At 70.0% G+C, this 12,845-nt stretch carries 10 protein-coding genes; 6 read left to right on the top strand and 4 right to left on the bottom strand.

Annotation, left to right across the window (positions count from 1 at the left end; genetic code table 11):
• The first annotated feature begins 237 nt into the window (after nucleotides 1–237).
• On the top strand, nucleotides 238–7,176 hold the full coding sequence (locus OG559_RS04060; RefSeq protein ID WP_405112596.1) for a LamG-like jellyroll fold domain-containing protein: 6,939 nt from the start codon (nucleotides 238–240) through the stop codon (nucleotides 7,174–7,176).
• 144 nt (nucleotides 7,177–7,320) lie between these two features.
• Here OG559_RS04060 and OG559_RS04055 read toward each other — a convergent pair whose 3' ends face one another.
• From OG559_RS04055 to OG559_RS04045, 3 genes are all read right to left on the bottom strand, one after another.
• The gene (locus OG559_RS04055; protein WP_405112594.1) at nucleotides 7,321–7,521 is read right to left on the bottom strand and encodes a DUF397 domain-containing protein; all 201 of its coding nucleotides are present in this window, start codon (nucleotides 7,519–7,521) and stop codon (nucleotides 7,321–7,323) included.
• 91 nt (nucleotides 7,522–7,612) lie between these two features.
• Nucleotides 7,613–7,795: a DUF397 domain-containing protein gene (locus OG559_RS04050; protein WP_405112591.1), complete on the bottom strand. Its 183-nt coding sequence runs from the start codon at nucleotides 7,793–7,795 to the stop codon at nucleotides 7,613–7,615.
• On the bottom strand, nucleotides 7,786–8,589 hold the full coding sequence (locus OG559_RS04045) for a helix-turn-helix transcriptional regulator (protein WP_405112588.1): 804 nt from the start codon (nucleotides 8,587–8,589) through the stop codon (nucleotides 7,786–7,788). Before OG559_RS04045 ends, OG559_RS04050 begins: the two co-directional genes overlap by 10 nt.
• Before the next feature lie 488 nt (nucleotides 8,590–9,077).
• On the opposite strand from OG559_RS04045, the gene OG559_RS04040 reads away from it, so the two are divergent.
• Genes OG559_RS04040 through OG559_RS04030 form a run of 3 tightly spaced genes read left to right on the top strand, consistent with a single transcriptional unit; the run spans nucleotide 9,078 to nucleotide 9,911 of the window.
• On the top strand, nucleotides 9,078–9,323 hold the full coding sequence (locus OG559_RS04040) for a hypothetical protein (protein ID WP_405112585.1): 246 nt from the start codon (nucleotides 9,078–9,080) through the stop codon (nucleotides 9,321–9,323).
• Nucleotides 9,320–9,592: a hypothetical protein gene (locus OG559_RS04035; RefSeq protein WP_405112582.1), complete on the top strand. Its 273-nt coding sequence runs from the start codon at nucleotides 9,320–9,322 to the stop codon at nucleotides 9,590–9,592. The genes OG559_RS04040 and OG559_RS04035 overlap by 4 nt, the downstream gene beginning before the upstream one ends.
• On the top strand, nucleotides 9,585–9,911 hold the full coding sequence (locus OG559_RS04030) for a hypothetical protein (protein ID WP_405112580.1): 327 nt from the start codon (nucleotides 9,585–9,587) through the stop codon (nucleotides 9,909–9,911). The genes OG559_RS04035 and OG559_RS04030 overlap by 8 nt, the downstream gene beginning before the upstream one ends.
• Before the next feature lie 32 nt (nucleotides 9,912–9,943).
• Here OG559_RS04030 and OG559_RS04025 read toward each other — a convergent pair whose 3' ends face one another.
• Nucleotides 9,944–10,807 (bottom strand): haloalkane dehalogenase, encoded by an 864-nt coding sequence (locus OG559_RS04025; protein ID WP_405112577.1) that lies wholly within the window; start codon nucleotides 10,805–10,807, stop codon nucleotides 9,944–9,946.
• A gap of 97 nt (nucleotides 10,808–10,904) precedes the next feature.
• Here OG559_RS04025 and OG559_RS04020 point away from each other — a divergent pair, with 97 nt between their 5' ends.
• Together OG559_RS04020 and OG559_RS04015 are read left to right on the top strand one after the other, a co-directional pair.
• Nucleotides 10,905–11,387, top strand: a complete 483-nt coding sequence (locus OG559_RS04020) for a MarR family winged helix-turn-helix transcriptional regulator (protein ID WP_405112574.1) — start codon at nucleotides 10,905–10,907, stop codon at nucleotides 11,385–11,387.
• Nucleotides 11,388–11,473: 86 nt separating this feature from the next.
• The gene (locus OG559_RS04015; protein WP_405112571.1) at nucleotides 11,474–12,838 is read left to right on the top strand and encodes a glutamine synthetase family protein; all 1,365 of its coding nucleotides are present in this window, start codon (nucleotides 11,474–11,476) and stop codon (nucleotides 12,836–12,838) included.
• Nucleotides 12,839–12,845: the final 7 nt, after the last annotated feature.

Genomic DNA, 12,845 nt, shown 5'->3' with positions numbered 1-12,845 from the left:
TCGACGACACCGTGCGGGCCGCCTGAATAACCTCACAGGGGCCCCTGTTCGCTCGAAGAATGGGGGCAGGTCCCGGCGTCGATTCCGGCGCCGATTCGTCGTAACTGCACGGGTTCCGGACAGGTGATATGGAATCCGAGGTAGACCATGTTCCGAAAGGAATCGGCCCGGTGTGCGTCCGGGCCGATTCCGCAGTTTCTTGCGCCCAATGTGTGATTCATCGACTTGGGGGAGTGAATGCCGAACAAGAATCTGGTCAGGGTTTACAGCGACAGGAACTACGTGTACACGACGATGGTGCGTCACCAGGGCACGACGGTGGCGTTCGCGATGGACGACTCCCGGCGCATCTACTACAACGTGTTGAACCTGGACCTGGGCAGCCGCGAGCGAGGCGAGATCGACAGTTCGTACTGGAACGACAACCCGCCACTGCTCACCTTCCCGAACGAGATCACCGAGGTCGGCTTCGGTGGCGGCGAGACGGTCGGGGTGCCGGCGGTGCGGCTGGGCGGGCGGGCCGAGGTGGGCACCGGGACGCAGCTCCAGCCCGAGGACCTGGACGCGTTCCTGTCCACGACGGCCCGGCTGGGCGGGCAGGCGCCGTTCCAGGTCGTCTCGGACGGCAGGTACCTGATGCTGTTCCGCCAGTCGGTCGACGAGACGCACCCGGACGCGCTGTTCCGGCTGGCCGGCGGCGGTGCTTCCGGGGACGGGAGCCGGACGGACTACGCCCAGGCGGGCGGGGTCAAGGTGCCGGTGGTGGCCCGCACGGTCCTGTGCGACCGCTTCGTGCAGGTGGGCGCGACGGTCAAGCCGGTGCTGGAGGTGCGCTACCGGCGCAGCCGGACCAAGACCTCGCCGGCCTCCACGGGTGACACCCTGGGCACCCGGGACCTGGACGGCAACCCGTTCTACGAGCCCACCCGGCAGTTGTCGTTCGTCCGTAACGTCACCGACGGCGAGTTCGCGGTGATGCTGCTGCCGACCCAGGTCAACGATGTGTCGCGGTGGCAGTTGTTCGCCGTGAACGCGGTGACCGGCCGCATCGACGGGTTCAACGTCGAGCGGGCCGACGACGGGCTGTTCAACCTGGCGGGAACCCAGTTCTACACCAGCCCGGACCCGAGGTACGCGGCCTCGGTGCTTGAGCGTGAGCCCGGGGCGGACCCGTTCACGAAGAAGCCGCTGGTGCCGGTGCCGCTGCCGACCGACCGGGCGGGGACCGCGCTGCGGCTGGACGGCCAGGACGACCACCTCGACCTGGGGAGCGCGCCGAGTGCGCGGCTGCAGGGGGCGTACACGGTGGAGGCGTGGGTCAATCCGGCCGCCGCCGGTGGGGTCATCGTGGCCGCCGGGGACGGGACGCAGGCGGGGTCGTTCACGCTGCGGCTGACCTCCGCCAAGGCGCTGGTGTTGACCCATCCCGGTACCGGCAACACGGTCACCTCGCCGGATGCGGCGGTGTCGACCAGTCGTTTCGCTCACGTCGCGGCGGTGTTCACCGGCGGCACCGGGGCCAAGGGCCGGTTGTACGTCGACGGCGTCGAGGTGGCCAACGGCTCGATGTCGTTCACTCCCTCTTCCGCCGGGGTGGTGACGTATGTCGGTGCCCGGCGGTCGGGGACCGCCGCCGCCGAGTTCTTCCGTGGTGATGTCGACGAGGTGCGGATCTGGAGCCAGGCGCGGACGGCCGCCGATCTGGCCCGCGACTTCCGTCGCCGTCTCGCCGGCGTCGAGCCCGGCCTCGTCGCCTACTACCGCTTCGACGAGGGCGGTGGGACCAGCGTCGCCGACCACACCGACAACGGGTTCAACGGCACCGTGCGGGGCGGCGCGGCGTGGGTGACCTCGGGCGCGCCGGTGGGCGACAGCCCGGGGCTGTCCCGGGAGACGTTCGGTTTCGCGGGCCGGTCGCTCACCTCCGGGGTGGCCGCAGCGCTGTACTTCCAGCAGGAAGAGACCACCGCCGGCTACGCCGAGCAGCCCAGCCCGGCGAAGCGGCAGGCGCGGGTCCTGCTGGCGTGCCCGACGGTCGACGCCGCCGCCCCGGGCGGCAATCCGCTGCTCGCGACCCTCGACCTCGCCCTCGCCGCCGACGGCCGGCTCGCGCAGGTGCCCCGGTCGGTCACGCTGTCCACCATCGGGCGTCCCGACCCGACCAAGGACATGGACGTGCTCAGCGCGGCCCAGGACGCGGTCACGGCCACGCAGGCGAAGCTGGTTCTCGACCAGCATCTCCTCGACCAGGCAGACCAGGCAGTACGGGACACGAACCCGGGGTACCGGTACTGGAACGACAGGTACTCGGCCTTCGTGAACTCCGGCTACTGCTACGACGAGGGAGGGTTCGTCTGGCCCCACCAACGTTCGGGTCGGGCGAACGACCTGCTGGGGGCGCTGAACTCGGCGTCCTCGACCTACAACGCCGCCGTGCGGTCCCAGGAGGACGCGAAGGCGCAACTGGCCCGGGACCAGACGCTGCTGGCGGACCGGCAGGCCGCGCTGGCCGCGCTGAGCGGCGGGTTGCAGGGCGGCGACGACGTGGTGTTGGCGATGCCGACGGTTGCCGTCGACAACGCCGGGCTGAGCATTTTCGGCGCGGTGCTGGCGTTCGCGTGGAGCCGGGACGCCCCGGTTCTGCTCGACAGCGCGACCGGCGAGGTGGTGCTGTACTTCCGCGGTGTGGACGGGCAGTTCTTCTCCGTCTACTACGACGTCACCGCCTCCCGGGCGGCCAAGCAGATCACGCTCCCGTCCGATCGGCTGGCGCTGACCAGCCGGGACACCGGGGTCGCTCTGCCCGAGCTGGGTATCACCGTGTCGGCGGGTCCGGACGCCGATCGCTGCACGGTGGTGGTCACCCGTACGGCGAACAACACGACCCACACCGAGACGTTCAACGCGGTGCCCCGGCGCGCCGACCAGTTCGCGGCGGTGCTCAACGGCACCCCGGCCGGGGACCTGCTGGGGACGGTCGCCTCGGTCCAGGGCAGCACCGTCACCCTCACCGCACCGCTGGCCGCGTCACTGGCAGCGGGCACCAAGGTCAGCGTGGCCGGGGCGGTCTACCAGCTTCAGGGCTCCGTGCCCGCCGTCTCCAGCTTCACCCTGACCACGGCCCCGGGCACGGTGGTGGCGGGCGCACAGGTGCGGACGGTCGTCTACGACTACGCCTCGGCCACGTCCAGCCGCCCCGGGACGCGACTGGGCGGCGGCTCGCTGCTCGTCGCGGTCGACGCCGGTGCGGCCACCGGCGCGGTGCCCAACGGCACGGCCGCCGATGTCGTAGCGGGGCGGGGCAACCGCTGGCAGGGCCACGCCCCCGGGCGGGCGTTCGGGTTCGACGGCACCAAGCGGCTCGCTCTTCCGGCCGCCCAACAGCCTCGGGCGGCGATGACCGGCGATCTCACCCTGGAAGCCTGGGCCAACCCGGCCGGCACGCAGAGCCGCATCGTGCACGCCAACCTGCCCGGCAGCCCCACCACCCGGTACACCCTCGGCGTGTCCGGCGCGTCCTACCCCTCGGCGCTGGAGTTCAACGGGAGCAACGACTACCTCGACTGCGGCACCGGCATCGACCTGAGTGGCACCTCCTTCACCGTGGAGTTCTGGGCCAAGCGCCTGACGACCGGCCGGGACGACTTCGTCGTCGGCCTAGGCTCCACGGGCGCGACGGACCAGTACCTGCACATCGGTTTCCGCTCCAACAACGTCTTCTCGATGGACTTCTACAACGACACCGTGAACGCCTCGTCGTCCAGTGACCAGAACTGGCACCACTGGGCGTGCGTGTACGACCGGGAGGGCACCAACCGTCTCCAGATCATCTACCGGGACGGCGTGGAGGTCGGCCGCCACACAGCCACCGGGCACTTCGCCGGCACCGGCAAGCTCCTGCTCGGCCGGATCGCCTGCCAACACTGGGACCTCAAGGCGTACGTCCAGTTCGACGAGGTGCGGATCTGGAACCGCGTCCGTACCGCCGAGGAGCTGACGGCGGACAAGGACCGTCGGCTGACCGGGCGGGAGACCGGCCTGCTCGGCTACTGGAACTTCATCGGCCGCCGGACCACGGACCTGACCGGACGGGGCAACGACGCCACCATCGCCGGAAACCCCAGGGTGGTCGGTTCCCAGTTCCCCGGCTACAAGATCCTCGCCGGAGTGGGCGACCAACTCGTGCGCAGCCGGGACGTCTACCCGGCCGGTCAGTGGGGCCACCTGGCGGCGGTCTTCGAGCAGGACTGGGCGCTGCGCTTCGACGGCACAGCGTGGCTCGACACCGGCCGGGCCGACGCCCTCGACGTCACGGGCGACCTGACGATCGAGTTGTCCCTTCGGCTCGACGCGTTGGGCCACACCCACGGACTCGTCTGTAAGGGCGGGCTCGCCGACGGCGTCGGCGGCACGGTGCCGTACGCCTTCTACGTGCAGCCCGACGGGGCGCTGGCCTTCACCTACGAGAACACCGCGAGCATCCAGCCGGGCACCGCCGTCTCCACGACCAAACTTCAGGCAGGCGGGTTCACCCGGGTCGCGGTCGTCCGAAAAGCCATCTCGAACGGCAGTGCGTCGGAGATCCAGTTCTACGTCAACGGCGCGGCGGCAGGCTCCTCTAATCTCCTCGGCCCGGCGCCGACGGGCAACGACGGGCTCCTCGAAATCGGCCGCTACCGCAGCGGCCAGACCGGGTACGGGCTGCGCGGCGTGCTCAGCGAGGTACGGCTGTGGAACATCGCCCGGGAGGCGGCAAAGATCGGCGCGGCGGTCAGCGAGAGCGCGCCGGGACTGGTCGCCCAGTGGACGTTCCCGGAGGATGCCGGGAACACCACCGCCGACGTCACCGGCACCTACAGCGGCAGGCTGCACGGCTCCGCCTGGGTGAAGACACCGGACCCGAACGGCAACCTGTTCCGGCTCTACTGCAACGGCGACGCGACCCCCGCCGACCCGATCCCGGCCACCGACGCCCTCGTCACCGCCGGCTACGGGCCCGAACAGTTCACCATCGGCGGCTACACGACCACCGGCAACGTCCTGCGCGACGCCTACGCCGGCACCCTCGACGAGATCCGGGTGTGGCAGACCGCACGGACCGGCGAACAGATCCTCGACAACGCCTTCACCCGACTGCGCGGCGAGTCCGAGGACCTCGTCTGCTACTACCCGTTCGACGCCGCCTCGACCGCCACCGGCGCACCGGTCCTCGACGCCGGACCGCGCGGGAACAACCTGGTCACCGCCACCGGCAGCGAGCCCACCATCGTGCTCTCCACGGCACCCGTCTCCACCGACACCGCGGAGGTCCGCTCGGCGCTGACCGGCATCCGGACCGCCTTCCACGACTTCATCGGCAACTCTCCCGCCGTCGCCGAATACGCCGACGTCCAACGGATTCCGCACCGTGGCATGCAGGGCGTGATGAAGCGCTCCTACACCTACCAGCAGGCCGGACGCTGGTACCTCATCACCGGTTACAAGGTCGGCAACCTGGTCAGCAAGTGGGTCGGCCAGGCCCAGTTCGACCCGCAACTCGTCGGCTACATCGAGGGTGCGCCGCCGGTGCCGTCGGAGAACCTCGTCAAGCGTCCGGGCACCGACGACTACATCGACGCCGCCACTGTCTCCTTCGTCCAGGCCGAGGAGGTCACCAACACGCTGTCGTCCAGCAAAGAGACCAGCATGGACGTCTCGGCGAAACTCAAGTTCTCCTGGGAGGTCTCGGCCGACATCCTGTCGATCACCGCACCCCTCGGTGTGGGCACGGCTCAACCGCTCGCCAAACTCTCCATGGAGGGCAACCTGGAGTTCGGCCTCGACTACTCCAACGGCTGGACCAGCGAGGCCGAGGTGTCCGAAGGCAGCAACACCACCCGCACCAGCACCGTCGCGCTCAGCGGCGCGTGGGAGGACCCGAACCGCCCGCTCAACCCGGCCGCCGGCCAGCGCTGGGTACCGGCCAACACCGGCTACGCCCTGGTCCAGTCCGAGACCGCGGACGTCTTCGCGCTGCGCCTCGAACACACCGGGGCGCTGGTCGCCTACCGGATGATGCCCAACCCCGACATCCCCCGGGACTGGAACATCATCGAGTTCCAGATCAACCCCCTGTACACCAAGCAGGGCACCCTCGACGGGCTCGTCGGCTACGGGCTGGCTGGCCCCTTCCCCGACCCCGCCCACTACCCGACCGCCGGTGACGGCGCGGAGTACAGCTACTTCAAACCCCGCGAGGCGTACGCCCTCAAGCGCCGCGTCGAGCGCCAGGCCCAACAGTTGCAGAGCTACTACGACTCGGTGTCCACGGAGACCCACGCTCCCGACCGGACCGCGGAGAAGGCCAAGGAGGTCGCCAACAGGTCGTCGGCCCGCCGCAACCTGGCCAACACCTACGTCTGGACCGCCGGCGGCGGCTTCTTCGCCGAATCCACCGAATCCACCGACTCGGTGACCGAAACCACCGGCGGCTCCTACTCGATCAAGGGCACCCTCAGCGGCGGCGGCATGTTCGAACTCGGCGGAGCCGCCGGCGGCACCAAGATGGGTTTCGAGGCCAGCATCGGCGGCGGCACCAGCGTCACCCGCACCAGGTCCAAGTCCTCCAGCAGGACGTTCGGGCTCGACGTCGCCTGCACCGGCGGCCGGGACCTCCAGCGCTACAAGGACGGCGCGACCCCCGTCTACGACCCCGCCACCAACCAGCCCGTCACCAGCCCCGGCAGGGTCGACGCCTACCGGTTCATGACCTTCTACCTCGACGTGACCAAGGACAACTTCGAGGACTTCTACGGCAAGATCGTCGACCCGATCTGGCTCGCCACCTCGCCCCAGGCCGCCGCCCTACGCCAAGCCAATCAGGCCGACCAGAAGCCACCCTGCTGGCGGGTCTTCCACCGGGTCACCTTCGTCAGCCGCCTGCTCGACCCCGCCACCGCCTCTTCCAGCGCCCCGCCGTCGCTGGCCAAGGCCCTCCAGGGCGAAGGCTTCAGCAGCATCTACGACCTGATCCAGACCCTCGAACCCGAGATCAGAAACAACCCGGCCAACCTCGACAACCTCGCCAATCTGACCGCAGCCACCACAGACGTGCTCACCAAGAAGCTGTACCGGCTCACCCCGTACGCCCAGGAGATCACCGTGCACGTCGCCCGCTACTTCGGCATCGACCGGTAACCTCGCGACCTCGGCCGAGGTGATCGGCCCCTAGGTACCTCAAGGCCGGCGGCCCCCGGCGCAGCCAATCGGTGCGCCGGGGGCCTCGAACGAGGAAGTCCCCCAGCTCGACTTCGCGCTGGGGGACTTCTCTTCGTCGGAGGATCAGGCCACAGGGCCGATCTGCTTCGCCAGGTCGACGAAGGACTGCCAGGTGCCGGGGGTGAGGTGGAGGGTGCCGCCGTCGCGGTCCTTGGTGTCGCGCACCAGCACGACACCCGGCATGTTGTCCGCGACCTCGACGCAGGATCCGCCGTTGCCGCCGGACCTGCTGGACTTCCGCCACTTCGGGGTAATCACGTCCATGACTTCGCCACTTCCTTGATCAGCTCGATTGACTGCCAACGGGGGAGAAGGCTCCTAGCATTGTGCTCAGGGCCTTTTCCGGGTTGCGGTGTCAGGACCGCTTGGCGTGCTCGATGAACGCGTGCCATGTCTGCGGGTTGAAGGCGAGGACTGGACCGGACGGGTCCTTGCTGTCGCGGACAGCGACCACCCCGGGCAGGTTGTGGGCCACCTCGACACAGTCGGTGTTACCGCTGCGGCGGGCCTTGCGCCAGTTCGCGCTGTTCAGGTCCATGACGTCACTACTTCCTTCAGGAGGTCGATCGACTGTCGTCGAGGCAGGGCTTCGTTCCGGACCGTCTCCCACCTCGACATGAGCGTAGCCAACTCGCTTTCGCTGTCGATGACTGAGCCGTTGAGCTGCGTCTCCAAGCTGCCGATCCAGCCGCCATCAGCACCTCGCGCCAGGGCGAATGGTCCGGACATGCCGACGTGCAGCCCGACGTGGACCGGGATGACGTGCACGCTGACCTGTGGTCGCTCGGCACTGACGATGAGGCGGTCGATTTGCTGCGCCATCAGTCCGCGGAAGCTCTCGTCGGTGCGGCGCAAGATGCCTTCGTCAATGACCGCGATGAGTTGTGGCGGATCAGGCTGTGCCAAAATCGCCTGGCGATCCATCCGTGCAGCCACGCGCTTTTCTACTTTGTCGTCGCTGAGTAGATCGTCACAACGGATGACTGCTCGGGCATAGTTCTCGGTCTGGAGCAGAGCCGGGATGAGGGTGGGATGAAAGCACCGGAGCTGCCGTGCGCCGCGTTCGGCGTCCAGCCAGGGGCGGAACCACGAGGGCTGGCCTTCACGCTCGGCCATTCGTAGCAGGGACTCGAACAGGCCGCCCGTGTCCAACACCTCATCCATTCGCCTCATGTACGGAATGTCTATCGGCCGGGTGCCGGTCTCTACGGCGGAGATCGTCGAGGCCGAGTAGGCCGCACGCCGGCCGAACTCCTCCTGACTCATGCCTGCGGCCGTCCGCATACGACGAAGCTGTGCGCGAATCAGGTCGGCGGTCTGCTCACTTTCCATGGTTCCTCCAGAGATTCGTCAAGATCACCAAATGTTGTCCAGTTCCACCAAGTGCGGCCAGCTGCGGTGTCCTGTCACCGAATGTGCTCCGGGACCAGGCTCGGTGACTTCTCAGGGTAATTGCGCCATCACCAGACTGTCACTCATGCGGGCCGGCTCCATGTGATGGACGGCCGGGGCTGATCCCGCGTGGGGCCGCCCTGCTTCTTCAGCCCGGCGGCCCTCTCCAATCTTCGAGGCAGGGGGTACCACATGTGTAGCCATCGTGGAGGGTCGCGCCGACCGAGGCCGAAGCCGGACCCGAAATCGAAGCCGAGTCAGCCATCCAGGCCCGCGCCGTACATCTCTGGCCCCATCGGGCCCGTGGTTCCAGCCCCGGTCGTACCGAAGATCGGTGTTGTGGCCGAAACCCCGCTGATCGGTACGGGCGAGCCGGCCACCACCGGCCGCCTCCTGGATGGGGGCGGGTGTCGAGAGTGAATCCGCTGGTGGCTACGGGCGATGTGCTGACTCTTCAGCCGTGTGACTACTGCATCGGGCAGACGGTGCTGTGGTTGAAGGTCACGTACGTCCCCCGGTACGCGAACTTCCTGGCGTCGCGGTGGGTGCGGCTGGAAGGGCTGGAGCTGCGCCCCGACGGCACGCCGTGGCGGGAGCGCGTCGTCATGGTCCGGGTGCAGGCGATCGTCGACGACCCGCCGGTCCGGCTGGAGCCCGGGGTACGGGAGCGGTGACGGGTCGGCATCCGCCGAGGTACGCCGGCGGCCCGTGTCTCACCTGCGGCGAGCCGTGGCCGTGCTTCGAGCGGCAGGTGGCCAGCCTCGTCGAGTTCGCCGGCCGGGGGGACCTGCTCGTGGCGTACCTGGGTGACTGGTACCGCCTGGGGGTTGGTGAGCGGGAGCGGCGCGGCCTGCCGCCCGACCCGGACATGGAGCTGCGGCACCTGGGGTGGGTCGACATGGTCCTGCCGGCGCAGGGCGAGCAGCGCAGCGGCGATGCCTGAGGCCGGGCCCAGGAAGCCGCAGTGCGGGGATCTCCTGCAGGTCACCCGGGCCGCCAGCGTCCAGTTCGTCCGGCCCATCGTCTTCCGCGTCATCCGCGTCCACGACGACTGGCACACCTACCACGGGTGGCTGTGGCTCGACGGATACGAGATCGACGCCAAGGGCGACGCCGTGGCCCGCCGCTCGATCTATGTCCAGCCGCCGGGGCTACGGTGGCTGACCTCCAAACCGAGCCCACCGGCAGCGCCTCGGGGCGCTCCCGGCGTGCCCCGGCGGCCCGGCGTCGCCCGGCGGCCCGGCGTGACCGGCAGGCGTTGAGAGTGCGGGCCCCGCCGGCCGCCGGGGCGTGGTCAGCGCGCCAGGTCGCCCCCCAGGGCGTGCCGTCGTGCCCAGCGGGCGATCGCGGCGGCGATGGCGTCGGGCCGGTCCTCGGGCGCGTGGTGGCCGGCCGGGCCGCAGTGCTCCGTCTCCAGAGCCGCCAGGTGGGCCGCGCACCAGGCGGCCTGCTCCGGGCCGATGAGCAGGGTGGGCGAGGAGTCGAAGGTCAGCAGCAGCTTCGGGACGTCGCTCGTGGCCAGCCAGTTGCCGTACCCGGCCACCCGCTCGGCGACGTCGGCCGGCTCGCCGTCGAGCGGCAGCGAGCGGGCCCACTCCAGCAGCGGGCGGCGGCTCTCCCGGGTCGGGTAGGGCGCCCGGTAGGCGTCCAGCTCCGCCTCGGCCAGCGGGTGCAGCACCCCGCCGGTGTAGGCCGAGTCCAGGAAGAAGTTGCTGTCGAGCACCAGGGCCTCGCCCTGCGGCCCGCGCATGGCCTCGGCGCGCGCCCGGGGCCCCTCGCCCAACTCGGCCCAGGACATCGGCCGCACGATCGTCTCCAGGAAGGCCACGCCGCGCACCCGGTCGGGGTGCCGGGCGGCCCGGTCGAAGGCGAGCGCGCCGCCCCAGTCATGACCGACGAGCACCGCCTCGTCCAGGCCCAGCCGGTCGAACCAGGCGTCGAGGTAGCGGGCGTGGTCGGCGAAGCGGTACGGCAGGTCGGGCTTGCCGGAGCGGCCCATGCCGATCAGGTCGGGGGCGAGCAGCCGGGCGGGCAGGTCGAGTGCGGGCAGCACGTTGCGCCACAGCCGGGACGAGCCGGGGTTGCCGTGCAGGAACACGAAGGCCGGGCCGCTGCCGGCCTCCTCGTGGTACATCGTCGAGTCCAGAACGGTCGTCACCGGCACGGCGGGGCCTCTCAATCGTTCGTCTCACTAACGGTTCTGCCCGCCGAAGCTAATTCGTTAGTGTGACTAACGCAAGGGGTATGCTCGTGGCATGAGCGACAGTGGGTCCGAGCCGACGCGCGCCGCCGACCGGTCGGCCGCCCCCGCGCGGCTGCGCAACCTGCCGACCCGGCTGCTGTCCCTGGCGGCGATCCACTCGGACCGTCGGGTGAACGAGGAACTGGCCCGCGTGGACGCCCGCAAGTGGCACTACGCGGTGCTCGCCGCTCTGGACGAGGCCGGCCCCGCGAGCCAGGCGGAGCTGAGCAGCCGCACCGGCATCTACCGCAGCGACATGGTCGCGGTGCTCAACGAGCTGACCGACCGGGGACTGGTGGACCGCGCGCCCGATCCCGCCGACCGCCGCCGCAACGTCGTCACCCTCACCGGGTCGGGCCGCCGCCAGATCCGCAAGCTGGACGGGCTGCTCGCCGACGTGGAGGACGAGGTGCTCGCACCCCTGACCCCGCCGGAACGCGAGCAACTCACCCGGTTGCTCGCCGCCCTGGTGTACGGCCGGGGCCGAAACGGGTGAACAACCGCGGTGTTTGCCGGCGCGTCGCGGCGGGGCATTGACGGTGATCCGGTCAGGCAGTAGACCTTGGTGATGGAGGCCCGCGCATGAGCAAAGCCCCACTGTCCCTCGAAGAGTTACGGGCCGCCGTCGCCGCAGGCAAGCTCGACACGGTGGTGCTCGCCCTGGTCGACATGCAGGGCCGGTTGCAGGGCAAGCGGTTCCACGCGCCGTTCTTCCTCGACCAGGTGGTCGAGAACGGCAGCGAGGGTTGCGACTACCTGCTCGCCGTGGACGTCGACATGAACACCGTCGACGGGTACGCGATGTCGAGCTGGGAGCGCGGCTACGGCGACCTCGCCATGGTGCCCGACATGGATACGCTGCGCCGGGTGCCGTGGCAACCGGGCACGGCGATGCTCCTGGCCGACCTGGCGTGGCCGGACGGGTCCGGGCCGGTGGTCGCCTCGCCCCGGCAGATCCTGCGCCGCCAGCTCGACCGGCTCGCCGCGCACGGGCTGACCGCGTACGCCGGCACCGAGCTGGAGTTCGTCCTCTACCGCGACTCGTACGAGGACGCCTGGCGGCGCGGCTACCGCGAGCTGACCCCGGCGAACCAGTACAACGTGGACTACTCGCTGCTCGGCACCTCCCGGGTCGAGCCGCTGCTGCGCCGCATCCGCACCGAGATGGCCGGCGCGGGCCTGACCCCGGAGAGCGCCAAGGGCGAGTGCAACCTCGGCCAGCACGAGATCGCCTTCCGCTACGACGAGGCGGTGGCCTGCGCCGACCATCACGTGATCTACAAGAACGGGGCGAAGGAGATCGCCGCCCAGGAGGGCATGTCGATCACCTTCATGGCGAAGCCGAACGAGCGGGAGGGTAACTCCTGCCACATCCACTTCTCGTTGCGCGACGCCGACGGCCGCTCCGCCATGCTCGGCGAGGGCCCGGCGCACCTGAGCGTCACCGGGCAGCGGGTGCTGGCCGGGCTGCTGGACACCATGCGCGAGTTCAGCCTGCTGTTCGCCCCGAACATCAACTCGTACAAGCGGTACCAGCCCGGCTCGTTCGCCCCGACCGCGCTGCGCTGGGGCACCGACAACCGCACCTGCGCGCTGCGGCTCGTCGGCCACGGCGAGGGGATGCGGGTGGAGAACCGGGTGCCCGGCGCGGACGTCAACCCGTACCTGGCGATCGCCGCGCTGGTGGCCGGCGCGGTGCACGGCATCGAACGCGAGCTGGAGTTGGGTGCGGAGTGCACCGGCAACGCGTACGACGACCCGGCCGCCGAGCGGGTGCCGGCCACCCTGCGCGACGCCCTGTCCCTCTGGGAGTCCTCGACGATCGCGAGAGCCGTCTTCGGCGACGAGGTCCACGCCCACTACGCCAACCAGGCGCGCGTGGAGCTGACCGCCTTCGACGCCGCGGTCACGGACTGGGAACTGACCCGTGGCTTCGAACGCCTCTGACCCCCGC

The organism is Micromonospora sp. NBC_01405, assembly GCF_045040155.1.
GTDB lineage: Bacteria > Actinomycetota > Actinomycetes > Mycobacteriales > Micromonosporaceae > Micromonospora.
The sequence above is the reverse complement of the archived record's forward strand: the minus strand, read 5'-3'. Positions and strand labels throughout refer to the sequence as shown.